General features: G+C 55.3%; 29 protein-coding genes and 1 tRNA gene. 16 read left to right on the forward strand and 14 right to left on the reverse strand.

All coding sequences use genetic code 11. From position 1 onward, the window contains the following. Position 1: 1 nt before the first annotated feature. Positions 2-334 (reverse strand): circadian clock protein KaiB, encoded by a 333-nt coding sequence (kaiB, locus tag KBY68_RS08440; protein WP_106499128.1) that lies wholly within the window; start codon positions 332-334, stop codon positions 2-4. Continuing rightward, positions 331-1,188, reverse strand: coding sequence for a circadian clock protein KaiA (locus KBY68_RS08445; protein ID WP_255096762.1), 858 nt, complete (start codon positions 1,186-1,188; stop codon positions 331-333). Before KBY68_RS08445 ends, kaiB begins: the two co-directional genes overlap by 4 nt. Positions 1,189-1,308: 120 nt before the next feature. Here KBY68_RS08445 and rplU point away from each other — a divergent pair, with 120 nt between their 5' ends. Then, positions 1,309-1,650 carry a 50S ribosomal protein L21 gene (rplU, locus tag KBY68_RS08450; RefSeq protein ID WP_106499130.1) on the forward strand — a complete coding sequence of 114 codons (342 nt, stop codon included), beginning with the start codon at positions 1,309-1,311 and terminating at the stop codon, positions 1,648-1,650. A gap of 98 nt (positions 1,651-1,748) precedes the next feature. Continuing rightward, positions 1,749-2,012, forward strand: coding sequence for a 50S ribosomal protein L27 (rpmA, locus tag KBY68_RS08455; RefSeq protein ID WP_106499131.1), 264 nt, complete (start codon positions 1,749-1,751; stop codon positions 2,010-2,012). Here the strand turns inward: rpmA and KBY68_RS08460 are convergent. Beyond that, positions 1,993-2,424, reverse strand: coding sequence for a DUF2127 domain-containing protein (locus KBY68_RS08460; RefSeq protein WP_255096764.1), 432 nt, complete (start codon positions 2,422-2,424; stop codon positions 1,993-1,995). The genes rpmA and KBY68_RS08460 overlap by 20 nt on opposite strands. Beyond that, positions 2,424-3,185 carry a class I SAM-dependent methyltransferase gene (locus KBY68_RS08465; RefSeq protein ID WP_255096765.1) on the reverse strand — a complete coding sequence of 254 codons (762 nt, stop codon included), beginning with the start codon at positions 3,183-3,185 and terminating at the stop codon, positions 2,424-2,426. The genes KBY68_RS08460 and KBY68_RS08465 overlap by 1 nt, the downstream gene beginning before the upstream one ends. Before the next feature lie 65 nt (positions 3,186-3,250). On the opposite strand from KBY68_RS08465, the gene truB reads away from it, so the two are divergent. Continuing rightward, on the forward strand, positions 3,251-4,147 hold the full coding sequence (gene truB, locus KBY68_RS08470) for a tRNA pseudouridine(55) synthase TruB (protein ID WP_255096767.1): 897 nt from the start codon (positions 3,251-3,253) through the stop codon (positions 4,145-4,147). Between the two features lie 14 nt (positions 4,148-4,161). On the opposite strand, the gene KBY68_RS08475 is transcribed toward truB, so the two are convergent. Both KBY68_RS08475 and KBY68_RS08480 read right to left on the reverse strand, forming a co-directional pair. Then, positions 4,162-4,911: a glucosamine-6-phosphate deaminase gene (locus KBY68_RS08475; protein WP_255096769.1), complete on the reverse strand. Its 750-nt coding sequence runs from the start codon at positions 4,909-4,911 to the stop codon at positions 4,162-4,164. Next, positions 4,884-6,047 (reverse strand): SpoIID/LytB domain-containing protein, encoded by a 1,164-nt coding sequence (locus tag KBY68_RS08480; RefSeq protein ID WP_255096770.1) that lies wholly within the window; start codon positions 6,045-6,047, stop codon positions 4,884-4,886. Before KBY68_RS08480 ends, KBY68_RS08475 begins: the two co-directional genes overlap by 28 nt. Before the next feature lie 61 nt (positions 6,048-6,108). On the opposite strand from KBY68_RS08480, the gene KBY68_RS08485 reads away from it, so the two are divergent. Then, complete coding sequence (locus tag KBY68_RS08485; RefSeq protein ID WP_255096771.1) at positions 6,109-7,068, forward strand: ribonuclease Z; 960 nt, start codon at positions 6,109-6,111, stop codon at positions 7,066-7,068. Positions 7,069-7,149: 81 nt separating this feature from the next. After that, positions 7,150-7,653, forward strand: a complete 504-nt coding sequence (gene psbV, locus KBY68_RS08490; RefSeq protein WP_255096772.1) for a photosystem II cytochrome c-550 — start codon at positions 7,150-7,152, stop codon at positions 7,651-7,653. A gap of 18 nt (positions 7,654-7,671) precedes the next feature. Here psbV and KBY68_RS08495 read toward each other — a convergent pair whose 3' ends face one another. From KBY68_RS08495 to serA, 4 genes are all read right to left on the reverse strand, one after another. Further along, complete coding sequence (locus KBY68_RS08495; protein ID WP_255096831.1) at positions 7,672-7,959, reverse strand: DUF8632 family protein; 288 nt, start codon at positions 7,957-7,959, stop codon at positions 7,672-7,674. 148 nt (positions 7,960-8,107) lie between these two features. Next, positions 8,108-8,407 carry a ferredoxin gene (locus KBY68_RS08500; protein ID WP_106499138.1) on the reverse strand — a complete coding sequence of 100 codons (300 nt, stop codon included), beginning with the start codon at positions 8,405-8,407 and terminating at the stop codon, positions 8,108-8,110. Between the two features lie 147 nt (positions 8,408-8,554). Continuing rightward, a complete protein-coding gene (gene prmA, locus KBY68_RS08505; RefSeq protein WP_255096773.1) occupies positions 8,555-9,457 on the reverse strand; it encodes a 50S ribosomal protein L11 methyltransferase in 903 nt (300 codons plus the stop codon). A gap of 3 nt (positions 9,458-9,460) precedes the next feature. Then, the gene (gene serA / locus KBY68_RS08510; RefSeq protein ID WP_255096774.1) at positions 9,461-11,047 is read right to left on the reverse strand and encodes a phosphoglycerate dehydrogenase; all 1,587 of its coding nucleotides are present in this window, start codon (positions 11,045-11,047) and stop codon (positions 9,461-9,463) included. A gap of 58 nt (positions 11,048-11,105) precedes the next feature. Here serA and KBY68_RS08515 point away from each other — a divergent pair, with 58 nt between their 5' ends. The 6 genes from KBY68_RS08515 (at position 11,106) to KBY68_RS08540 (ending at position 15,237) form a co-directional block, all read left to right on the forward strand. Continuing rightward, complete coding sequence (locus KBY68_RS08515) at positions 11,106-11,621, forward strand: hypothetical protein (protein WP_255096775.1); 516 nt, start codon at positions 11,106-11,108, stop codon at positions 11,619-11,621. Beyond that, positions 11,621-12,406, forward strand: a complete 786-nt coding sequence (locus tag KBY68_RS08520; protein ID WP_255096777.1) for a photosystem II electron transport protein, Sll1252 family — start codon at positions 11,621-11,623, stop codon at positions 12,404-12,406. Before KBY68_RS08515 ends, KBY68_RS08520 begins: the two co-directional genes overlap by 1 nt. A 75-nt stretch (positions 12,407-12,481) precedes the next feature. Then, positions 12,482-12,553: transfer RNA gene (locus KBY68_RS08525), tRNA-Val, on the forward strand. Between the two features lie 17 nt (positions 12,554-12,570). Continuing rightward, the gene (murD, locus tag KBY68_RS08530; RefSeq protein ID WP_255096778.1) at positions 12,571-13,938 is read left to right on the forward strand and encodes a UDP-N-acetylmuramoyl-L-alanine--D-glutamate ligase; all 1,368 of its coding nucleotides are present in this window, start codon (positions 12,571-12,573) and stop codon (positions 13,936-13,938) included. 29 nt (positions 13,939-13,967) lie between these two features. After that, positions 13,968-14,417, forward strand: a complete 450-nt coding sequence (locus KBY68_RS08535; protein ID WP_255096780.1) for an EVE domain-containing protein — start codon at positions 13,968-13,970, stop codon at positions 14,415-14,417. A gap of 67 nt (positions 14,418-14,484) precedes the next feature. Further along, positions 14,485-15,237 (forward strand): hypothetical protein, encoded by a 753-nt coding sequence (locus tag KBY68_RS08540; protein ID WP_255096782.1) that lies wholly within the window; start codon positions 14,485-14,487, stop codon positions 15,235-15,237. Here KBY68_RS08540 and KBY68_RS08545 read toward each other — a convergent pair. The 3 genes from KBY68_RS08545 to KBY68_RS08555 are packed head-to-tail and all read right to left on the reverse strand — an operon-like array spanning position 15,214 to position 16,154. After that, positions 15,214-15,579, reverse strand: coding sequence for a DUF1818 family protein (locus KBY68_RS08545; RefSeq protein ID WP_106499145.1), 366 nt, complete (start codon positions 15,577-15,579; stop codon positions 15,214-15,216). The genes KBY68_RS08540 and KBY68_RS08545 overlap by 24 nt on opposite strands. Further along, positions 15,579-15,809, reverse strand: a complete 231-nt coding sequence (locus KBY68_RS08550; RefSeq protein WP_106499146.1) for a DNA-directed RNA polymerase subunit omega — start codon at positions 15,807-15,809, stop codon at positions 15,579-15,581. The genes KBY68_RS08545 and KBY68_RS08550 overlap by 1 nt, the downstream gene beginning before the upstream one ends. A gap of 42 nt (positions 15,810-15,851) precedes the next feature. Beyond that, on the reverse strand, positions 15,852-16,154 hold the full coding sequence (locus tag KBY68_RS08555; RefSeq protein ID WP_255096785.1) for a hypothetical protein: 303 nt from the start codon (positions 16,152-16,154) through the stop codon (positions 15,852-15,854). Between the two features lie 97 nt (positions 16,155-16,251). On the opposite strand from KBY68_RS08555, the gene KBY68_RS08560 reads away from it, so the two are divergent. From KBY68_RS08560 to KBY68_RS08570, 3 genes are read left to right on the forward strand one after another with little or no spacing between them, the layout of a single operon-like run. Continuing rightward, entirely contained in the window at positions 16,252-17,772 is a 1,521-nt protein-coding gene (locus KBY68_RS08560; RefSeq protein ID WP_255096787.1) for an Hsp70 family protein, read from the forward strand. Then, positions 17,769-18,614, forward strand: a complete 846-nt coding sequence (locus KBY68_RS08565) for a hypothetical protein (RefSeq protein ID WP_255096788.1) — start codon at positions 17,769-17,771, stop codon at positions 18,612-18,614. Before KBY68_RS08560 ends, KBY68_RS08565 begins: the two co-directional genes overlap by 4 nt. 27 nt (positions 18,615-18,641) lie before the next feature. Beyond that, the gene (locus KBY68_RS08570; protein ID WP_255096789.1) at positions 18,642-18,863 is read left to right on the forward strand and encodes a ferredoxin-thioredoxin reductase variable chain; all 222 of its coding nucleotides are present in this window, start codon (positions 18,642-18,644) and stop codon (positions 18,861-18,863) included. Here the strand turns inward: KBY68_RS08570 and pyrR are convergent. Then, positions 18,860-19,429, reverse strand: a complete 570-nt coding sequence (pyrR, locus tag KBY68_RS08575; protein WP_106499150.1) for a bifunctional pyr operon transcriptional regulator/uracil phosphoribosyltransferase PyrR — start codon at positions 19,427-19,429, stop codon at positions 18,860-18,862. The two genes, KBY68_RS08570 and pyrR, sit on opposite strands and share 4 nt — an antisense overlap. Positions 19,430-19,633: 204 nt before the next feature. Between pyrR and gpmI the strand changes: the two genes are divergently transcribed. Then, positions 19,634-21,193, forward strand: coding sequence for a 2,3-bisphosphoglycerate-independent phosphoglycerate mutase (gene gpmI, locus KBY68_RS08580; protein WP_255096832.1), 1,560 nt, complete (start codon positions 19,634-19,636; stop codon positions 21,191-21,193). Between the two features lie 12 nt (positions 21,194-21,205). Further along, complete coding sequence (gene secG / locus KBY68_RS08585; protein WP_255096790.1) at positions 21,206-21,436, forward strand: preprotein translocase subunit SecG; 231 nt, start codon at positions 21,206-21,208, stop codon at positions 21,434-21,436. Positions 21,437-21,441: the final 5 nt, after the last annotated feature.

Raw genomic sequence — 21,441 nt, forward strand, 5'->3', positions numbered from 1 at the left:
GTTATTCAGAAACTTCATCAAAGGAATATCCATCCGCATCATCGGAGAGCTCTTCATAGAGAAGGTCGAGGCCAATTAGCACCCGTTCTCGATCTGAGAGGTCGCCGATAATGCGTCGCACTGGAGGGGGAAGGATTTTTGCAAGCGTTGGGGTGGCGAGAATCTTGTCCTCCTCCGCCAATTGGGGTTGCTTGAGCACATCGATCACCTTGAGGGCATAAACCCCACGGAACTCGGTTTCAAGGATGTTGCGCAGGGTTTTGAGGGCCCGCATTGAGTTTGGCGTGTTTCCAGCCACATAAAGCTTGAGGATGTAGGTCTTACGGGGGCTCATGAAGACTCCTCCTGAAGTCGGTCCGCTGCCTTTGAACGAGCAAAGCTGCCCAAAGGCTCGGGGGGAATGGAACGGCGATACATCTCACAAAGGTGAGCCATCACGTCGAGCAAAGCAAGGCGGTAGTCCTGAAGGAACTCACTCTGATGTCCCTCTACACGTAGCTGCTTAGACCAGCCATCGATCAGATTCATATGTATTTCAACAGCCTTTGTAATCGGCAAATCACTAAAGAATGCTGTGTTTACGAAGCTTTCAATCGCTTGGTTAGCAGCGGCCGGATCTCTGAAATAACTCAGCAACAGGTCGCGATAGCTGCGTTTTAACGATTGGATCAATTCGCTTTGCTCAGCATCGCTGAGGTTGCGCAAAAACAGCTGGGGGTCGCGCTTGTAATACACCCCAAGGAAGCCAAGCCGCTCCTCCAACCGCTGCGATAAACGCCAAGCCCCCTGGGCGTGGTGATCCTGCTGGGCCGTTTTTAAAAGCCGTTTTTCCAGGAAATTGCAAACGGCCGCATCCAAGCTGTAGGGCAGCTGGGCCAATTGATCGGCTGGCAGATGCAATTCAGCTTCGTGGTAAGTGGTTTGGCCGTTTACGGCACCAATAACCACCGCGGGCAACATCAGCCCCTGGGCCCGCAATAAATCAAGGCTGCTGCCATCGAGCACGCCCTGTTCAATCAACACCCCATCCAAGCCATCCCAGCAGCTCTGCAGCTCCGCCAGCAACTTGCCTGGGTCTGTGGATATGGTCCTGATGCCATAGCGACCCTCCCCTAGGCCCAGGCGACAGGAATCGAGCAGCAGCTCGTTCTGCAACAAAGCACCAATCACCAGTTCAGGAACCTCCATGCCCCCCAGTCTTGACGAAAGCAAAAGCGATCTGGGAAGATCTTTGTTTGTTTTCCAATTGGCGTTGCCCCAGGCCCAAAATGACCGCTTGGTCTGCCTGAGCAATGCTGGAGTTCAGCCATGACCAACAGCCCATACGCCATTGTTGAGGCCTCAGGCCAACAATTTTGGCTCCAGCCCAATCGTTACTACGACATCGATCGCCTAGCGGCTGATGTGGATGCAGTAATCACTTTAAAAGAGGTGTTGCTGGTTAACGATGGCAAAGCCACCACCTTGGGCAAACCCTATGTGGCGAACGCTGAGGTGAGCTTGAAGGTGATGACCCACCGCCGCGGCCCCAAAATAATTGTGTACAAGATGCAAAAGAAGAAAAAAACACGCCGCAAAAACGGTCACCGCCAAGAACTCACCCGGGTGATGGTTGAATCGATCACGGTGGGCGGCAAAAGCATCGCCTGATTTGGTATCGGGTTGGCAAACAGGATTGCTAGCCGCTGTTTTAATCCGTTCTAGAATCTGTTTCAAATACTTTCCGCACCCCCAACCAGCAACTCCCCATGGCCCACAAAAAAGGTACCGGTTCAACCCGCAACGGTCGCGATTCCAATTCAAAAAGACTTGGTGTTAAGCGATACGGCGGCGAAAAAGTAACCGCAGGCTCAATCTTGATCCGCCAACGGGGCACCTCCGTGTTGCCCGGCTTAAATGTGGGCCAAGGGTCAGACGACACCCTTTTTGCCTTAATTGATGGTGTGGTGAAATTTGAAACAATCCGCCGTTCCACCCGGGAACGCAAGCGCATCACCGTTGCTCCCTTTTAAAAACCTGTTGGCCCACAACCAAACAGCCCAAGAGGGTTAGCAACATAACAACTACACTTAAAATTGATGGATTTTTACTAACTTCCATCAATTCAAAGGGCATACTAATAACTAAAATTGTTAGCAGCAGCTTTTCACCCCAAGCTTTTTTACGTAAGGTTCCTATGGCAGCCAAGCTGATTAAACAGGCGTAGATCCCAGAAAAGATGGCTATCTGCTCTAATTTTTCAGGTCCTGCAGCCATTCCTTTTTGCGCCATCCCTAGTAATATCCGTTGATTTGAGCCTGATAGTTGTTGAACCAGCAGGGGTAATTCGTCATAACGGAAACTCCCCACCATGGCGGATAAGGATACAAAAAACAGTAAAATTGCTAAAAGAATTTTTTTGAGAATAATTAGGTTGAGCAACATTAGCGCAGGCCGTAAATGCGGGCAGTAATCAGATAGGGATGGAACTGTTCCAAATACAAATCTTGTAATGTTTGAAAAAATTTCTCAACCAGTTCAGGCCCATCAAAATGGAACGGGTATTCGCCATTAAAACCCTTAAAGAAGTACCAATTCATTAATGCCGCACCGGTTTCTGCTTTTAATCTTTTAGCAAATAGTTCTAATTGCAGCGCCGGATCAGGCAGATGCTCTAATACATCCAAACAAACTAAACTATCAAATTGCTCTGGTAATTCCGGCGCCGTTAAATCCCGCACACAGCGCAATTTATGGGCCAAGCCAAGGCTTTGCGCCCGTTGGCTTACAAAATCACGATTCCAGCCATTCAGATCCACCATCCACACCTGTTCCACCTGGGGCAACTGGGCCGCAGCCAGGGCATGGCTACCGATACCACCACCAAAATCAAGATGTTGACCCTTTGCAATCAATGTCTGCAAACGGAGGGTATCGGCAATATATGCAGCGCTATTGAGATGCCAGGCGGCTAATTCATAAAGATGGCCGTCCCCCACCTCAGTTTCGTAAAAACTTTCCACCTCCTTAACTAAAGCCTCCGCCTTGCAGGCAAAGGCCCCTGGATGGAGTGCCGCAAGGGCCTCTGTGCTGCAGGGCAGCCTTGCCTCCAAGCTGCTTTGCCCAATCTGCAAAAACTCTGCAAGCTGGCTTTTTAAGGCAAAGCCATCCCTTAAGAAATCGCCAATGCTCGGGTGATCAACCACCAGGCCGCAAACCGCAATCCCCCAACTTAGAGGGATGCAACCATGGCAAAACACATCTAATCCGCTTGCGCCCAACCCCAGCCAGTTCCTGCGGATTTCTGGTGATCGACAAACCCGCCGGCTGCACCTCCCACGACTGCGTTGCCATTGCCCGTCGCATGCTCGCCATTCGCCGCGTGGGCCATGGCGGCACCCTTGATCCTGCCGTTACGGGTGTTTTGCCCCTGGCGGTGGGTCCTGCCACCCGCTTGCTGCCCTACCTAGATGGCACTAAGGCCTATGTGGGTTGGATCCAATTGGGAGTTAGTACCAATAGCGACGACCTCAGCGGTGAATTAATCCAGCAAACCCCCTGGCCAAAACTTGAGCGGGCTGCCCTGGAGGATGTGTTGCTGAAATTTTGCGGCGAACAACCCCAGCGACCGCCAAATATCAGTGCTGTTCATGTGGATGGCGAAAGGGCTTACAAAAGGGCCCGCCGCGGAGAGCAGCTGGAAATTGCTCCCCGCATGGTGTGCATCCATCATTTGCAATTAATAGATTGGCAAGCTGCAGAGGGCCGCTTTGCCATTGAGATTCGCTGCTCCGCTGGCACCTACGTGCGTTCCCTAGCGCGGGACATTGGCGCAATGCTTGGCTGTGGCGCTGCCCTGGCTGAATTGCGTAGAACCGGCGCCCTTGGCTTTGAACTTCACCAGGCGATCCCCTTAAACCAATTAACCCCCCAAACGCCCCTTGTGGATCCCCTCATCGCCCTGGGCCAAAAGCCTCGCCGCCAATTAAGCCATCAGGAGTGGCAGGGTTGGTGCCGCGGCCAAAGGTTGCAACCCACTGGCGCTGCTGATTTGAACGGCACTGAGGTGGTAATAATCCTGCGGCCCGATGGCAGCTTGGCGGGGCTTGCCCACCCCACCAGCTCAGGGGAACTCCAACCACGGGTGGTATTTGATGCCGCCGGTTAAACACAAACATGAGTTCAAACACAAACAGCCGAGCGATCCGCTAACACCAAACAATTTGGGTGGCCTTGCAACCAACTGGCGGGCACTAATTGTTGGGGTGGTTCCTGCAACACCCGGCGCAGCACAGAACTTTTGTTTGCACCAGTTACCACCAGTAGAACTTCTTCTGCCGCCAAAATATCGGCTAAGCCCAAAGTAATTGCCCGCTCTGGCACAGCCTTTGCCTCCCCTCCAAAGGCAGCGGCATTTTGCTGGCGGGTGGCATCGCTCAGCTCCACACATCTACAGGGTGCAAAAGCATCACAGGGGGGTTCGTTAAAACCCACATGGCCGTTTTCACCAAGACCAAGCAATTGCAGGCCAAGGCCATGGGTTTGCACCTGCTGGCGATAGCGCAGGGCCTCGAGATGGGGGTTTGGGGCCAAGCCATTGGGCAACTGCATGCGTGCAGCTGGAATCGCTAATGGCTCCCCCAAATATCGGGCCATATAGGCAGCAAAAGAGCGGGGATCATCGGGCCCCAAACCCACATATTCATCAAGGTTGAAACTGCGCCAATGGCCCAGGGCATTGGCGCCTGCCCGCTGCAATAGGGGCACAAGCCATTGATAAACAGCAACCATGGTGCGCCCGGTGGCTAAACCCATGGGTGCTCTTTTGGGGTCGAGCAAAACCTCAGCCAAAATGCCGGCGGCCCTTTCAGCCACCGCCTCAGAACTATCGAATACCTCGAGCTTCATGGAGCTGGCGGCGAGTTTGGCCAATCGGCGGCGCTGTAGGGCTCAAGCCTTGTGCCGCTGTAGTAGTGGCGCAAGATGTGGCTAAATTCTTGCCCCTGTTGGGCCATGCCATAGGCCCCCCATTGGCTCATGCCCACCCCATGGCCATAGCCGCGGCCGATAGCCAATAGCCGCGGCGCTGGCGGCAAGCCGAGCCAATCGCCAAGGGCCTCAAGGGGAGCCGGTGCCGGTGGCGCTTGTTCAAATTTCACAAAGGTGCTGCGCAAGCCGAGTCGAGCCCGTAATTCCCCTGCACCCAAGCGCAGTTCCCCCTCTGGCCCCCGCACTAAAACCTTTGTAAGCCTGCCGGTGCTGGTGGTTTGCAGCGGCTGGATGCTGTTAACGCCTCCAATTTCCCGAAATGAATTGAGCAAGCTGAGCTCATCCAGGGGTTTTGTCCAGCGAAATACGGGGCTGCCCTGGTCGTAGTCGGCCACACTTTTTAGGTAGGGCAACTGACGGGGCCACACCTCGCCGCTGTTTTCGGTGTAGCCCCCACTGCTGCTGTGGAACACCGCATCGATCACGCGATTGGCATAGGTGAGCACAAGGCTGCGGGTGCTGTTTACCGCTTGCCTGGTGCTATCTGTTTCGGTTTCCAAACCCCGATAAACCTGGCTGCTAACCGTTGCCTTGAGGTCGTAAGGGGCCTCGGGGCGCAGCTGGCGAAGGGCATAGCTGCGGGCCGCCACCGACTGCACCCTGAGGGCCTCCAGGGGCCACTGGGGCGGCATTTCCGCCCCCACAACACTGGGTAAATAACTTTCGATGCCAAGGCGATTGATCGCCTGCAGGCGGCCCTTCTCAAGCCGCACCAGAAGTCGACCCCGGTAGCGCCTTTGTTGCAACCAAAGGCTGTCGTTTGGTGGTTCAGGGCTAATCCATAGCTCCGAGATCGGCCCGGCTGGCAAACCTGCAATTTCGTTGCCTTCCACCCGCAGGGTTAGTCCCCCCGCCACAGCGCCAAGGGAGCGACCATTGCCTGCCTGCAGCACCAGCCTGCCCTCCGCTGGGGATACCCGCAGGGCAGCAGCTTCCTCCACCAGCACCCGCACCTCTGGTTCCCTCACCAAGGCGAAGGGAAGCAGCAGCGCCATCAAAAGGGGGGAATTCCAAGCCATCTAGCTGGGCAGAGTTGCTTTGCCGTGGCACCATCAAAGCCGGCGCCGGTCGATAACGCCATTGCAGATCACTTTTCTGGGCACTAGTTCCGGAGTGCCAAGCCGCAGCCGCAATGTTTCTGCGGTGGCTGTGCGCTTGCCCCAGCGCTCCGACCTGTGGCTGCTCGACTGCGGCGAGGGCACCCAGCATCAATTCATGCGCAGTGATTTACGGGTATCGCAGCTGCGGCGAATTTTTATCACCCACATGCATGGCGACCACGTATTTGGGTTGCCGGGTTTACTGGCAAGCCTTGGCATGGCAGGTAATTGCCCAGGGGTAGACCTCTACGGCCCGGCCCCTTTGGAAGCATTTGTGCTGGGTTCCCTGCAGCATTCATCCACCCGCATTGGCTATCCGTTGCGATTTCACAAAGTTGAGGCAGCCGCCAACAGCGGCGCCCCTTTGCTCAAAGACGGCGACCTAACGGTGCGCTGCGCCCCCTTAACCCATCGAATTCCAGCCTTTGGTTATCGGCTCCAGGAAGAGGAACGCCCAGGTCGTTTCAATATCAACCAAGCCAGGGCCCTCAATTTGCCCCCAGGCCCTTTATTTGCCCGGCTTAAGGCTGGGGAAACGGTGAGTTTGGCGGATGGCCGTGTAATCAGGGGGGCAGACCTCTGCGGACCCGTGCAAGCGGGGGTTTCCATGGCCTATTGCACCGACACGGTGTTCAGCGAAGCGGCTGTTCAACTCGCCAAAGGGGTAGATCTCCTAATCCACGAGGCAACCTTTTCCCACCGCGACGCGGAAATGGCCTACCAACGCCAACACTCCACCAGCACCATGGCGGCCCAAACCGCTGCCGAAGCAGGGGTTCACCAGTTGGCACTAACCCACCTAAGCCCCCGCTATGCCCCAGGCAACCAAGAAAATGCCGAGGATTTATTGCGGGAAGCACGGGCAATTTTTCAAAACACCTTGCTTGCTAAAGACTTCCTAACGCTCGAATTAAGCCCTGGGGCCTGCAACAGTGTGTGAGTCACCAGGCTGATTAGCCCCTTTGGAGTGGTTTTGCGTGATACAAGAGCTCAGGAGTCCGTAACGTTGCCCGCTTCCTCCATGTCGACTGTTTTTCAGGGTTTGCGGCGCCTAGCCGTGCTGCTGTTGCTTCCCGTTGTTCTGTTATTGCTGCCCAGCACTGCTGCGGCCCTGCAATGGGACGCTGCAACCCTCACCGTACCGGCAGATCCCAATGGCACTCAGATCACCTTCAGTGAATCTGAGATCAAAGCGGGCCGCAAAATTTTCAATACCAGCTGCGGCACCTGCCACGCCGGCGGTATCACTAAAACCAACCAAAACGTTGGCTTAGATCCAGAAACCCTTGCCCTTGCCACCCCTCCAAGGGATTCCGTGGCGGCATTGGTGGATTACATGAAAGATCCCACCTCCTACGACGGTGAGATGTCTATTGCGGATCTGCACCCCAGCCTTAGGAGTGCCGATGTTTTTGTGCAAATGCGCAACCTCACGGATGAAGACCTACGCCGCATGGCTGGCTACATCCTTGTTGCACCAAAAGTGCAGGGTTTGCAATGGGGTGGCGGCAAGATCTATTTCTAAATAGGTTGTTTTGCTGATTTATTGCTGATCCGGGTTTTCCCGGCGGCTATACCACCACTCCTGCAATTCAGGGCTGAGCCTTTCGGCAAAAAGCGTGAGCACAGCTGTGGTGGACCGCAGGCCTGGCTGCAGCAGCTCAACCGCATAGGTGGGGCAACGCCGGGCCGCCAGGTCGGGCACAAACCTTTTACCCACCCGCCGCCAACTTGGTTCCTTGCTGCGCCATTGCAACCGGCAGCAGGGCCACGGCAGCTCCTCGCGATCAAACAACCGGCAGCAGGGCCCGATCACCCGAAAGGTATACATACCACCGGGACTTGGTTGCTCACTGCCGTTTGGCAATAAACGGTTGTGGCTTGGGGGCACCGGTGCAGGCACTTAGGCGAAATGAGGGTGAAAAGGCTAAAAAAAAGCCACCCCCGCAGGGGTGGCTGAGCTTGAAGCAATAAACAGCTCAGTAGAGCTCTTCTTCTGAATGGGTTTTGATCGTGCAGTCGCTGGTGGGGTAGGCCACGCAGGTGAGCACGAAGCCAGCTTCGATCTGGTCGTCGTCTAGGAAGCTTTGATCGCTCTGATCAACGGTTCCAGCGGTGAGTTTGCCGGCGCAGGTGGAGCAGGCTCCAGCGCGGCACGAATAGGGAAGATCGATGCCCTGCTCCTCGGCTGCGTCGAGGATGTACTGGTCATCAGGTACTTCAATGGTCTTGTTCAGGCCCTCGCTTTCGTTAACGAGGGTGACCTTGTAGGACGCCATGGCAATGAAGGTTTCTCAGGTCCACGGCGAACCGGGCCTGTAGGGGCTCGACCTTTGTACACCTAACTGCCGCCCCTAGCGGCCACTAGCTGGGAAGGCCAATGCTTTCCGCAACTTGTATAAGTGAAATTTATCAATCAAAAACTGCTATCGGCGGATTTCCAGCAGGGCCCATCGGGATTGTTCTGCAGCCAAATGGCACTGCCAGCCCATGGTTTTCAATTGCTGCGCCAAAGGTTCCACCTGTTCCACCAATAGGCCGCTGAGCAAGCCAACCCCCTCTTGAGCAATTAATTGCTCAAACCATGGGGCGAGCTCAGCCAACACCGGAGCAAGGATGTTGCAAACCAGCACCTGGGCCCGGCCATGGCCGAGCAACTGCTTTAGCTCAGGCGCTGAACCCAGCCGCACCTGGAGCAACTCCCCCATGCCATTGAGGTTGGCATTGGTGTTGGTTGCCAATATCGCCAGGCTGTCGATATCGGTAGCCACCACAGAGCCCGCCCCCAAGGCCAGGGCAGCTAAACCGAGAATGCCGCTGCCGCAGCCCAGGTCGGCCACCAAGCCCCCCGCTAGAGGCAAACGCTCCAGGCTTTGCATGCACAAACGGGTTGTGGGGTGACTGCCCGTGCCAAAAGCACTGCCTGGATCCAACAACAGCACCTGGCGGTTGCTGAATTCCTCAGGGCATTCCAACCAAGCCGGCAGGATCAACAGCCGTTCCCCCACCGGGTCGGGCTGCCAATGCCGTTTCCAGCTATGGCTCCAATCCTCCTCCGCCTGTTGTTGCCAGCTCAAGGGGGGCAATACCGCGGCAAATGGCTCTGCCATGGCCGCAAGGGCTTCCCCAAGCCGCATTCGCTCGCCATCGGGCCAATCCACAGCCGGCAGCCAGGCCACCAGGGTGCGGTGGCTTGGCTGCTCCGGCTTGAATTGAATCGCCACCCTTGAGATGCCAAGGGTTTCAAGCCGCCAAATCAACGACTCTTCCAAATCGCCAGAGGGTTCAATCTCCAGCCTCCACCAGCTGGGGGATGGCAACGAAGTCATTGTTTAAAGGGTGACCGGATGGGCCTCCTGGATGCCATTAATGGCATAGATGCTGGTGAGCAAACTCGGTGGGATTGGGTCATCAAGGCTCAGCACCATCACCGCATCGCCCCGCACGATGCGCCTACCCACCTGCATCGAGGCGATATTCACGTTGTGCTCGCCGAGCAGGGAGCCGAGGTGGCCAATGATGCCAGGCATGTCCCGGTGGCGGGTAAACAGCATGTGCCGGCTGGGGGGCACATTGAGGGGGAATTCATCGATGCTGGTAACACGCAGTTCCCCGTCGGCAAACACCGCACCGGTAACCGTGTGGCTGCCCTGGGAATTGCGGCAGGAAAGCTGCAGGGAGCCGCCGGCAAAATCACGGCTGGCATCATCTTTGATCTCGAGCACATGAATGCCGCGGCCTTTCGCCTCGAGGGCTGCATTCACGTAGTTGATTTTATCGCCCAAGGCCGAGCTCAATAAACCCTTTAGGGCTGCCACCACCAAGGGTTGGCTGGGATGTTCAGCAAATTCCCCTTGTAGCCGCACCTCTAATTCCTGCACCGAACCCCGCGAGAGTTGGCTGAGCAATAAACCAAGGGTTTCAGCCAGCTGCAAATGGGGTTTGAGTTTTTCCATCACCTCAGGCGTGAGGCCAGGAATATTCACAGCACTGCGGGCCGGTAGGCCCAAAAGCACGTCGCGAATCTGCTCAGCCACATCAACGGCCACATTCACCTGGGCTTCTTCCGTTGATGCCCCCAGGTGGGGAGTGAGGATCAAACGTTCGCCAACGCTGCGCAGGGGCGAATCAGCCTCCAACGGTTCTTGGGCATACACATCGAGGGCCGCACCGGCTATCACCCCATTTTTTAAAGCCTCGGCCAGATCCGCCTCGGCAATGATTCCACCGCGGGCGCAGTTAACCAACCGGGCCGTGGGCTTCATCTTGGCCAGCAAGGCGGCGTTAACCAAATTTTCGGTTTCGGCCGTGCGGGGCAGGTGCAGGGTGATGTAATCGGCTTCCTTAAAAAGCGGCTCCAATGGGCTGAGCCGCACCCGCAGTTGTTGGGCCCGTTCATCGGAAATGAAAGGGTCGTAGGCGATTACCTCCATGCCCATGGCTTGGGCAACCCTTGCCACGTGGGAGCCGATCTTGCCTAAGCCCACCACACCGAGGCGTTTTTTATAGAGCTCATTGCCCACATAGGTTTTGCGGTCCCAACCACCTGCGGCAGTGCTGCTGTGGGCAGCTGGGATATGGCGGGAAAGGGCCAACATCATTGCCAGGGCATGCTCAGCGGCGGCAATCGTGTTGCCCTCTGGTGAATTCACCACGAGCACACCGTGCTTGGTGGCGGTAGCCACATCAACGTTGTCTACCCCCACGCCAGCGCGGCCAATGATCCGCAACCGTGGTGCTGCCTCGATAATTTCCGCCGTTACCTGGGTGCCAGAGCGAATCATCAGGCCGTCGTAATCGGCGATGATCTGCTTTAGCTCCGCTGCCGGCAGGCCCGTGCGCACATCCACATGGGCTACCTGCGAGAGAATATCTATCCCCACCTGATCGATGGGATCCGACACCAAAACTTTTGTCATCATCCGCGGGGGCATGCGGGGGTGCAGTGTAGAGACCGCTCCTAATCCTGCAAAAGCAATGGCCCTTAGCGTGGCGGTGGTGCTTGAAAGCCTCGAACGGGTAGAGGAATTGCAGCAACAGCTGAATAAACATCAGTTGGATAAACAGCAAATGCCCCTAAAGCTGCAGGCCGTTGGTGCAGGGGCCCTAGATCCCAAAAGCCTTAGCGCCCTAAATCCCGCCCTGGCGCGGCAGGCCCGTCAACGCAGCATGGTGCGCTGGCTGCTGCCATTTGGCTTTGGCGCCGGCGTGATGTTCACCTTCATCACCAACCTCGACACCTTTGCTTTTGCTGGCCCCCTCGGCCAGCCATTGATCGGTGGCCTGCTCGGTTTGGGGTCGGGATGGATGGGTAGTTTTGCCGCTGCCGCCAGTGTTACCAGCGATGGCGACGATCAGGTGCGCACGGTGCGCAATCGTTTAGACGAGGGTTTATTGGTGCTGCTGGTGGAGGCAGCACCTGGGCAAAACATTCCCTGGGGCCTAATCCAAGCGGCAAAACCGCGCTTGGTGGTGCGGCTTAAGGAGGATTAATGCTGCCCACCCGTGAGCTACTGGCAGGGGCCAGCCACCCTGAGGCCCTCAGCCAAGTGCTGCAGCTGGCTGATGTTTGTGTGCGCACCTTCCAACCGCAATGGAGTGGGTTTTTGGGGGCGCCAGAGCGGGAGGAATGTTTTGCTCGCCTAGCTCCACTTGTTGAATTAAAACTATCCAGCAGCGGTGGCTTCCCCCAAGCAGAACGCCAACGCTTGCTGCTTGAACGCAGTCAAGCTCACCTTGAGGAAAACGCAGCGGCAGCACCGTTGAAGCTGCTGGAAATAAGCGGCAATTTTTTATTCGACCCCGCTGAAGCGATCGATTTTCGCCAGGCATTGCTGGAGCAGGGAATAGAGGCAAAAGATTTGGGTGATGCCCTAGTTCGGGGCGATCGGGGTGCGCTGGTGGTGGTGAGCTTGGAGGCGGCCAGCAGCTTGATAGGAAAACCGCTGCAGGTGCGCACCATTGCCTGCCTTGTGGCTGAAACCAGCTGGGAACGCTTGCCCAATCAACTGCCAAAAGAAAAGCAACTAACCACTGTGGAGGCTTCCTTAAGACTTGACGCTGTGGCATCAGCCGGCTTTGCCATTTCGCGCAATCGCATGGCCGATTTAATCCGCCAGGGCAAGGTGCGGATCAACTGGAAAGTAGTAACAAACCCAAGCCGAGAATTAAAACTTGAGGAGAGGGTGCAACTGGAGGGCCGCGGCGAGCTGCGCTTAGCAGGGGCAATGCTCACAAAAAGGGAGCGCTGGCGCCTCTCACTGGTGCGCACGCTTTAAACGAACAATCTGCAGCCAAAGCAAGTTGCAGGCAAAGCAAGTTGTAGAGAGCAAAATGTTAGGTTCGCTCTTCTAGGGCGATTAGCTCAGAGGTAGAGCACTACCTTGACACGGTAGGAGTCACTGGTTCGATTCCAGTATCGCCCATTCAAATTTCTAGTTCGATGCAAGAGCGTGTGGTGGTGGTGGGTTTAGGCCGTTCCGGCACTGGCGCTGCCCGCTTACTTCATTACCAAGGCTCCCAGGTGAGCCTTTTTGAAAGTGGCAATACCCCTGAATTGCAGGCCAAAGCCACAGCTTTGGCAGCTGAGGGAATCGAGGTGAAATTGGCAAAACCTTTGGCGATTGCCAGTTTTGATCCCTTACCCGATCGGGTGGTGATCAGCCCCGGAATTGCCTTCAACCACTCGATTTTACAGCAGTTGCGCGATCAAGGGGTAGCTGTGGTGGGGGAGATGGAGGTGGCCTGGCATGGCCTGGCGGAGGTGCCATGGATTGCTATCACCGGCACCAATGGCAAAACCACCGTTACCAGCCTGGTGGCCCATCTGCTGCAACAGGCAGGGGTAGATGCACCCGCCTGCGGCAACATCGGCAGCTCCGCCACTGAACTGGCCCTTGCTCGAGCCAAAACCCATGGCCCCCAATGGGCAGTAGTGGAGTTGAGCAGTTTTCAAATTGAAGCGGCCCCTACCGTTGCCCCCAGGATTGGCATCTGGACAACCCTCACCCCAGATCACCTCGATCGCCACGGCAGCATCAACAACTACCGCTCCATCAAGGCAAGCCTTTTGCGCCGCAGCCAAGTGCAAATCCTTAATGCAAACGACCCCGATCTGCTGGCCCATGCCAACGACTGGCCTAAGGCCCTTTGGGTTAGTGCCGGCCCGCTCGAGCAACTACCAGCGGCCATTGATGCCCATATCTGGATTCAAGGGGGGGTTGTGCACAGCAAAAATGGGCCCCTATTCCAAACTGCGGCCCTGGCCATGCCAGGCGTCCACAACCTTCAGAATTTGGCATTAGCCACCGCCGCCGCCCTTGAGGTGGGGCTGAGCCCTGGGCAGATTGAAGCCGGCTGCCGCAGTTTTCCCGGGGTTGCCCACAGGCTGGAATTAATTCGCACCCATCAAGGAATCGGTTTCTACAACGACAGCAAGGCAACCAACTACGACGCTTCCCTGGTGGCATTGCAAGCCCTTGAAGGCCCATTGGTGCTGCTGGCGGGGGGCAGAGCAAAACGGGGGGAGCCCGCCCCGTGGCTTAAGGCCCTGGAGCAAAAGGTCAAAGCAGTTGTTTTGTTTGGTGAAGCCGCACCAACCTTCAATGAATTGCTGGGGGCCAGTGGCTTCAGCGGCAGGATCGCCAGGCGGGAGGGATTAGATCAAGCCCTGCCTTTGGCAGCTGAATTGGCAACGGAATTAGGGGCCCGTGCCGTTCTACTTTCACCCGCCTGCGCCAGCTTTGATCAATACGAAAATTTTGAGCAGCGCGGCAACCACTTCCGCACACTGGTGGAGGCCCTTAATTAGCAGCAATGGCATCTCATAAATGGTGGCTGATGAAAAGTGAGCCGGATGTATTTGGCATCGACCACCTCAAGGCAGAGGGCAGCACCCTGTGGGATGGAATCCGCAATTATCAAGCGCGCAATTTCATGCGGGAAATGCAAGTTGGCGACCGGGCATTTTTTTATCATTCCAATGCCAAGCCCCCAGGGATTGTGGGTTTGATGGAAGTGGTGGAAACAGGCATCACAGATCCGAGTCAATTTGAGCCCAGTAATAAATATTTTGACCCTGCTTCAAAACCGGAGGCTCCCCGCTGGGACTGCGCAAGGTTGAAATATCTTGGCGTTTTCGCGCAGCAGCTAAGCCTAGACAAACTGCGGGAACTATTTACGGAGGAAACCCTTCCGGTGGTACGCCGGGGCAATCGCCTTTCGATTCTCCCCGTTTCAAGCCCTAGCGCTGCGAAACTCTTGGAAATTTTGGGTGATCCCCTCCCTTAATGAAATAAATAGCTGGCATTAAAGCCAAAGCATCGCTAGGTTTGAATGAATTAATTGTTCAAACGCCATGGCCAATGCCCTCCCTGTTGGAGCAATCCTAAAATCAGGCTGGGCGGCATTTGCAAAAGCTCCATTTCTTTTTATCGGTTTTACTCTTTTAGGCGGGGCCTTAAATTTAGGCAGCCAATTCATCCAAGATCAGGCCAGCAAAAGCATTCAAGACGGATCTGGCCTTGGCTTAGCTTGGATATTAATATTTCTACTGGGATTTAGCTTGAATATTGTTGCCAGCCTTTGGCTAAATATCGGTTTATTTAGGGGTGCCTGGCGGGCATTAGGGGGCGAGAAACCGATCTTTAAAGATTTCGTAAACTGGCACGGCAAATCAATAACAAGATTATTTATGATGACATTATTTTTAGTTGCTGTGAACATGGTTGTGCTAGCAATTGCATTCCTAGCGGGCGGATTATTAAGTTTGATTCGATTGGAACTATTATTTATTCCCTTGGTGATTGCAGTGTTTACCATGATTTATTTAGCAGTTACCCAAATGTTTCATGTGCCCTTAGTTGTGGCCAGGGGTGATAAGCCAATGCTTGCATTTAAGGAGGGACGCCGCAGCGTAGACCCACAATTTTGGCCTGTTTTGGGCTTTGGCATTTTGATGATTTTAATTGGCCTAACGGGTCTATTGCTTTGCGGTGTGGGCATTCTGGTGGCAGCACCAGTGATTGTTTGCTGCCTGGTGGCCGCTTATCAGCACCTTTTTGATAGCGAGGATCAAACCGGCTTTTTAATAAACCTCAGCAAGGGCTAACGCCTCACAAAAAGCCGCCGCGGTGGAACGCTGCCAGCTTCCTTCTGCCCCCCGCTCGCCCAGGGCTGAGCTGAGCACAAAACGCAGAGCCCAGCCATTGCAATCTCCCCTGAGCTCAAGCCAAAAAGCACCTTCTTCAAGGCACAACTCAAGATTTTCTTCAGCCATTAAATGATCTAAACAGTCTTTGTATTGGCCAACGATCTTGGCGCACATGTTGCGGAATTGCTCAAATTCAGCGCTGGTAAGTTCTAAGGCCCAATCATCTGAAGCAATCAGGGCTTGATAGCCCTGTCGCTGTTTATCAATGGCCAGGCGCCAACCTGGCCCCTCCCTTTGCATCAGCCGGCGAGCAGATCAGGCAGATCTTGTTCATCGCTGAGTTCGGTGATGGCTCGCTGAACTGGTTTCACCATGGAATCTTCCAATAACCCCTCGAAATCATCAAATCGCCGCTGCTTTGCCCTGAAAGCGATGCGCACGGTGGTGAGGTATCTGTTGGTGGAATGGCGCATCAAGCTCTCACCACGCTTGGCAAGCTCCTTTGCTTCAGGTTGCTGGCTTAAAGACATGGGCATCAAAAAATATTTACCAACCTAACTCCCGTTGCCCCCTCATTCAGCCGTTGAGGTTTGACCGTCTTGAAACAGGGGTAGGCGCACCGGGAATGCCCGTTCAGGCAGCCCAGGGGCCGTTAACCGAATCGTGCGCACCAATTGCAGGGCTGCCAATGGAATCCGCACCAGATCCACCAAGCTGCTCACCTCCTCCAAATGGACCTGATCGCAACAATCGATCCGCAAAGACGACCAACCCCTACTAAAACGGCAATCCTGCAAAGGCTCCAAAGCCAAAAGCTCCTGGGGCTCCTCCCGATAAAAAGACAACACAGCACTCAACAAGCGATCCGCGGCCATCTCGAATTGCGTCTCAATTCTCTTAATCTGGCCAAATATTCGAACTTTGGCCAGATGCTCTGCAAAGGTTTCAGTATTCGTTGCAACGGCTGAACGATTGGGCCAGGGAACACTTGCCATCGACCTTGGCAGCTCCACCACGCTGGTGGGCTGGCAAGCCCAGGCTGGCACTAGTCCAGAACTGCTCTACCTGCCTCCCATCAGCAGCCCAGGCCCCCTGCCTTTCATACCCAGCCTCGTAGTTGATGAAGGTGCCCGCCCCCTCTTGGGCCAACAGGTGCTGGATGCCGGAGCCCAAGGGCGCTGTCAGCGAAATTTCAAAACACAGCTCTACAAAAACGGCACCTGCCCAGAGGCACAACAGGCTGCCGCTGCCTTGCTGGATGGCATCTGGCAAAAACTACCCCCGGATCGCATTCCCGAGAGGCTTGTGCTCACAGCTCCGGTGGAGGGCTTCAGCAACTACCGCCTTTGGCTGCAGCAATGGGCCGCCACTTTGGCGGTGCCGGAGGTGTCGCTGGTGGATGAATCCACCGCTGCTGCCCTCGGCGCCGGCCTGCCGCCTGGCAGCTTGGTGCTAGTGGTAGACATGGGTGCTGGCACCACCGACCTCTCCCTGGTGCGCTTGGAGGGGGGGGAAGGTAGGGCGATGCCAATGGCCCAACTACTGCGTTTTGGCGGCAACCAGCTACCCATAAACCGCAATGGCATAAAAACGGCCCGTGTGATTGGCAAAGCTGGCTGCCAGGTGGGTGGCCGCAGCATCGACCACTGGTGGGCCATAGCCCTCGGCGCACCAGAACCGGTGCCTGAATATTGGCTTGAGGCTGCAGAAAAATTAAAATGTGCCTTGAGCGATGCCAATTCAGCCCAGGTGCACCTCGCTGCGGCCCCAGCTGGTGAAGCCAAATTGCTGCAGGCATCCCGCCGTCAATTGGAGCAGGTGCTGGAGAACCAGGGTTTATCGATATTGCTGCAAGACCTGCTGGATGCCATCGCTGCTGCTGCACGCCGGGCAGGGGAAAATTTCGATCAACTTGATGGAATTTTGGCGGTGGGTGGTGGCAGTGCCCTGCCCTGGCTGCAAACCTGGTTAAACAAACATCTGCCTGGCCCCAAGATCAGCGTGGCCCAACCCAGCGCCGCAGTTGTATTGGGCGCCCTTGCCATGACGCCAGCCCTAAAACTCATCGATGTATTGAGGGAAGGGGTGAGCCTGCGCTGCTGGGATCGAAGGCTAGGGGGGCACTATTGGCATCCTTTGTTTTTGGCTGGCCAGGGCTGGCCCACCCCCCAACCACTGCAAATTGTGCTGGCCTGCCAGGAAGGTCAAACCCAACTTGAATTGCAATTGGGCACCCCCTTGGGCACAAGCCGCGCCGAAGTTGTTTTTAGCGATGGCATCCCAAAACTGCAGGCTCAAAGCGTGGGCGAAGCCAAGCTGAAAGTGTGGGATAAGAGGGTTGTGGAATTACCCCTAGAGCCGCCAGGTAAGGGCGGTGAAGATCGCTTCCAGCTGCAATTTCGAATTGATAATCAACGTCAGCTTTGGCTTAGGGGCATCGACCTAGTTCGCAATGAACCAATCACTGAGCAAATGCTCGGAAAACTCGAATGATTGCCCGCCGTTCCCGTTTGCCCTGGGTTTGGATAATCGGAACCCTTGGGGCTGTGGTGCTGGGCCTCACGGGCTTGGGGCTCTGGCAGAAACAACTCCCCCACAGGCTCAAACGGGCAGCTGAACGGGGTGATCTAGCCGCTTGCCTAAGGCTTGGCCGCCAGCTGGGGGCCCTGCAACCACTGCAGCCAAGCCAAGCGGCATTGCTGGAAAATTGTTTGCAACGGCGGGCCCAACGCAGCTGGGATGGTGGCCTGTGGTGGGCCGCCCTGGATCAACAGCGGCAACTGGTGCGCCGCAGCGGCAATCCCGCCAAGGCCGATTTTCAATTGCAGCAATGGCGAGATCAATTGCGCACCAAGGTGTTGCAAAGATTTCTGCGGGGTGAACTTGCCCAAGCCCTGTCGCTAATAAGCAGCAGCGGCGAAAACCGTTTCCCTGAGGGACAAGATCTGCAGGATTCAATCAAGGAAAACTGGGCGGCCAACCGTTTTCAACTGGAGCAAGCCCAACAAAAGATTGGGCAGCGCCAATGGTGGGAAGCCCTAAATCACCTCAATCAGCTCAACCACCCCTGGTGGATTCAGCAGGCCCAAAACCAGCGTTTAAAGGTGGAGCAGCAGGTAAAGGCCCTTGCCGAAAAGAAACAGCAGCAAAACAGCCATGCTGGTGTTCCCTCAGGTGGGGGGCCAGATGCCGCGGCCCTTGATGCCAGGATTCGCCAACTGGTAGCAGCTGGCAAAACCGACTGGGCTGCATTTCAAGCCGCCTGCCGCGAATTGGGGGGGGAGGTGCGAGAAGAGGGTCCCGAAAGCAGCTGCCAGGGTCGGATGAGAAGATGATTGTTAGAAAAAATGTTGTTAAGAGTGATGCAGCCAGGTGACCGGGTTCGGGTGCAGCAATCGGTGGTGGTGTTCACCCATCCGGAACATCGCGGCCAAGCCTTCGACATGAAAGGCCAGGAGGGGGAAATCAATACGGTTTTAGCTGAATGGAAGGGTAAACCGATCAGCCCCACATTGCCTGTGATAGTTGCCTTTGGCCGCTATAAGGCCCACTTCCGTAGCGATGAACTTGAAGTAATCGCCTAGTTCGTTGGCGGTTTAAGCAAAACCACACCCTCTTCACCATCCACCTCCTGGAGCATCAGGTGGATGAATTCGTGCCGGCTTGTGGGCACCACCCTACCCACAAAATCCGGCTGGATTGGCAATTCCCGATGGCCGCGATCCACCATTGCCAATAGTTTCACGCTGGCCGGACGGCCCCAACCTTGCAGCGCCTCCATGGCCGCCCGCACTGTGCGGCCGGTGAACACCACGTCGTCTACCAACACCACTGTGCGGCCATCGATGGGCACTGGCAGATTGGTTGGTTGCACCAACCTGGTTCCAACCCTGCCAAGGTCGTCGCGGTGGAAGGTGGGATCCAACACACCTTGATGAATCGGTTCACAAAGCAGACGCTGCAATTCAGCTGCTAACACCTGGGCAAGGGCCACCCCGCGGGTAGGTATGCCAAGCAAAAGCAATTGCTTGGGGTTGGCCACTGATTCGATCACCTGGGAGCAAAGCCGCAATACCGTGCGATGCAATTCCTCCGCATCGAGGATCCATAGTTTTTCGCAATTCTGGGGAGGAAATGAAGATCGCCCCATAAAGGCCCTAAACCTGGCCTCTGATCTTAGGTGTAGCAATTTCCTCGGTGCTCGAAACCTAACCGCTTTCGGTATTAGTTAATTCGTTGTGCGATGTGGATGTAACTTGCCTGATATCCAAGCTCTGCTTATCGGGTGACAGCAGCGACACCTCCCAGCACCGGCCAGGAACTGAAAGGACGCAGCCTCAGCCCCGTTGCGCCTGTGGTGCTGGTGATCCTCGATGGCTGGGGTGAAAATCCAGCCACAAACCACAACGCCATCCGTTTAGCGAAAACGCCAGTGATGGATGCCCTTTGGCATGCCTATCCCCACACGCTTATCCAAGCCAGTGGTGCCCATGTGGGCCTGCCAGACGGGCAGATGGGTAATTCAGAGGTGGGGCACCTCACAATTGGTTCTGGCCGGGTAATACGGCAAGAGTTAGTGAGAATTAGTGAGGAGGTAAAAAAAGGTCAGTTCAAGCAAAATCAAGCCTTGAATGGCATGGCTGCCAAATTGCTTGAAACGGGCGGCACCCTGCATTTGCTGGGCCTGTTATCGGATGGAGGTGTTCACAGCCACATAAACCATATCGGCGGATTATTGAAGTGGGCTGCGGCTAAAAAACTCAAACATGTGTGCATACACGGCATTACCGATGGTCGCGATACACCAACCAACAGCTCAATCGGCTTTATAAAAACCCTGCAGCAACAGATTGAAGCCGCTGGGGTGGGAGAACTCACAAGCCTTTGCGGCCGCTATTGGGCGATGGATCGCGACAACCGCTGGGAGCGCATCGAGAAGGCCTACCTGCTGTTAAGCCAACCCGGAACTTGTTCGAAGGAAACGGCTGAAACGGTATTAGCCAGGGCCCATGCCGAGGGCATCAGCGATGAGTTTTTAGAGCCGGTGCGATTCCAACCAGAATATTTTAAGCCGGGTGATGCTGTGGTGTTATTTAACTTCCGCCCAGATCGCATGCGTCAATTAACATCATGCCTGGTTAATCCAAACTTTTCAGGCTTTGAGCGGCAACTCATCCAATCGCTAGATGTTGTTACTTTTACTCAATACGAAAAAGATCTACCTGTTGCGGTAGCTTTTCCACCAGAATCACTGGATGACCTATTGGGAGAGGTGATCTCCCGCAATGGTTTACGGCAATTCCGCACAGCTGAAACCGAAAAATATCCCCATGTTACTTATTTCCTAAATGGTGGCATGGAAAAACCATATCCTGGTGAAGATCGCCACTTGGTGCCTTCTCCAAAAGTAGCAACCTATGATCAATCCCCGGCGATGTCGGCAGCAGCCCTCACAAATGGTTGCGTAGCTGCAATCCGAAAAGGTATCTATTCATTTGTTGTAATTAATTATGCAAACCCCGACATGGTGGGGCATACGGGTGATTTAAACGCCACGATCGAAGCAATCAGTTGCGTTGATCAATGCATTGGCAAACTACTTAGCGCCACTGGAAGAATGGGGGGAACCCTGTTAATAACCGCCGACCATGGCAATGCTGAATTGATGCAGGGCGCCGATGGGCGCCCCTGGACAGCCCACACCACTAATCCAGTGCCATTCATTTTGGTAGAAGGAGAACAGCGCAAATTGGCTGGTTTAGGAGGCGATATTCAATTGCGGGCAGATGCCGGTTTGGCAGATATTGCCCCCACAGTGCTTGAACTGCTTGGCATAGAGGTGCCAGAAGCGATGAGTGGCACCAGCCTTGTGGCCAATAACAAGGCAATTCAATCAACACCTACGATGGTGTAATTGCAATCAACCATGCTGATAACGATTCTCGGCTGGCTTTGGGCCGCCACGGCTGTTTTAATGATCATCTCAGTGCTGCTGCACAGCCCAAAGGGGGACGGCATGGGTGGTCTTGCCTCCAGCGGCAGCTCAATGTTCACAAGTGCCCGCAGCGCAGAAAATACACTTAACCGCATCAGCTGGACTTTACTTGCCTTATTTATGGGCCTAGCCGTTGTATTGAGCGCCGGCTGGCTGAATTAAACAAT

The sequence above is a fragment of the Synechococcus lacustris Maggiore-St4-Slac genome (genome assembly GCF_024345595.1).
In the GTDB taxonomy this organism is placed as follows: domain Bacteria; phylum Cyanobacteriota; class Cyanobacteriia; order PCC-6307; family Cyanobiaceae; genus Synechococcus_D; species Synechococcus_D lacustris.

What these genes read in the sequence shown, in the direction of transcription:
- kaiB (WP_106499128.1), bottom strand. Translation starts at nt 334, where the DNA reads ATGAGCCCCCGTAAGACCTACATCCTCAAGCTTTATGTGGCTGGAAAC.
- KBY68_RS08445 (WP_255096762.1), bottom strand. Translation starts at nt 1,188, where the DNA reads ATGGAGGTTCCTGAACTGGTGATTGGTGCTTTGTTGCAGAACGAGCTG.
- rplU (WP_106499130.1), top strand. Translation starts at nt 1,309, where the DNA reads ATGACCAACAGCCCATACGCCATTGTTGAGGCCTCAGGCCAACAATTT.
- rpmA (WP_106499131.1), top strand. Translation starts at nt 1,749, where the DNA reads ATGGCCCACAAAAAAGGTACCGGTTCAACCCGCAACGGTCGCGATTCC.
- KBY68_RS08460 (WP_255096764.1), bottom strand. Translation starts at nt 2,424, where the DNA reads ATGTTGCTCAACCTAATTATTCTCAAAAAAATTCTTTTAGCAATTTTA.
- KBY68_RS08480 (WP_255096770.1), bottom strand. Translation starts at nt 6,047, where the DNA reads ATGGCTTGGAATTCCCCCCTTTTGATGGCGCTGCTGCTTCCCTTCGCC.
- psbV (WP_255096772.1), top strand. Translation starts at nt 7,150, where the DNA reads ATGTCGACTGTTTTTCAGGGTTTGCGGCGCCTAGCCGTGCTGCTGTTG.
- KBY68_RS08495 (WP_255096831.1), bottom strand. Translation starts at nt 7,959, where the DNA reads ATGTATACCTTTCGGGTGATCGGGCCCTGCTGCCGGTTGTTTGATCGC.
- KBY68_RS08500 (WP_106499138.1), bottom strand. Translation starts at nt 8,407, where the DNA reads ATGGCGTCCTACAAGGTCACCCTCGTTAACGAAAGCGAGGGCCTGAAC.
- prmA (WP_255096773.1), bottom strand. Translation starts at nt 9,457, where the DNA reads ATGACTTCGTTGCCATCCCCCAGCTGGTGGAGGCTGGAGATTGAACCC.
- serA (WP_255096774.1), bottom strand. Translation starts at nt 11,047, where the DNA reads ATGACAAAAGTTTTGGTGTCGGATCCCATCGATCAGGTGGGGATAGAT.
- KBY68_RS08515 (WP_255096775.1), top strand. Translation starts at nt 11,106, where the DNA reads ATGGCCCTTAGCGTGGCGGTGGTGCTTGAAAGCCTCGAACGGGTAGAG.
- KBY68_RS08520 (WP_255096777.1), top strand. Translation starts at nt 11,621, where the DNA reads ATGCTGCCCACCCGTGAGCTACTGGCAGGGGCCAGCCACCCTGAGGCC.
- murD (WP_255096778.1), top strand. Translation starts at nt 12,571, where the DNA reads ATGCAAGAGCGTGTGGTGGTGGTGGGTTTAGGCCGTTCCGGCACTGGC.
- KBY68_RS08535 (WP_255096780.1), top strand. Translation starts at nt 13,968, where the DNA reads ATGAAAAGTGAGCCGGATGTATTTGGCATCGACCACCTCAAGGCAGAG.
- KBY68_RS08540 (WP_255096782.1), top strand. Translation starts at nt 14,485, where the DNA reads ATGGCCAATGCCCTCCCTGTTGGAGCAATCCTAAAATCAGGCTGGGCG.
- KBY68_RS08545 (WP_106499145.1), bottom strand. Translation starts at nt 15,579, where the DNA reads ATGCAAAGGGAGGGGCCAGGTTGGCGCCTGGCCATTGATAAACAGCGA.
- KBY68_RS08550 (WP_106499146.1), bottom strand. Translation starts at nt 15,809, where the DNA reads ATGTCTTTAAGCCAGCAACCTGAAGCAAAGGAGCTTGCCAAGCGTGGT.
- KBY68_RS08555 (WP_255096785.1), bottom strand. Translation starts at nt 16,154, where the DNA reads ATGGCCGCGGATCGCTTGTTGAGTGCTGTGTTGTCTTTTTATCGGGAG.
- KBY68_RS08565 (WP_255096788.1), top strand. Translation starts at nt 17,769, where the DNA reads ATGATTGCCCGCCGTTCCCGTTTGCCCTGGGTTTGGATAATCGGAACC.
- KBY68_RS08570 (WP_255096789.1), top strand. Translation starts at nt 18,642, where the DNA reads ATGCAGCCAGGTGACCGGGTTCGGGTGCAGCAATCGGTGGTGGTGTTC.
- pyrR (WP_106499150.1), bottom strand. Translation starts at nt 19,429, where the DNA reads ATGGGGCGATCTTCATTTCCTCCCCAGAATTGCGAAAAACTATGGATC.
- secG (WP_255096790.1), top strand. Translation starts at nt 21,206, where the DNA reads ATGCTGATAACGATTCTCGGCTGGCTTTGGGCCGCCACGGCTGTTTTA.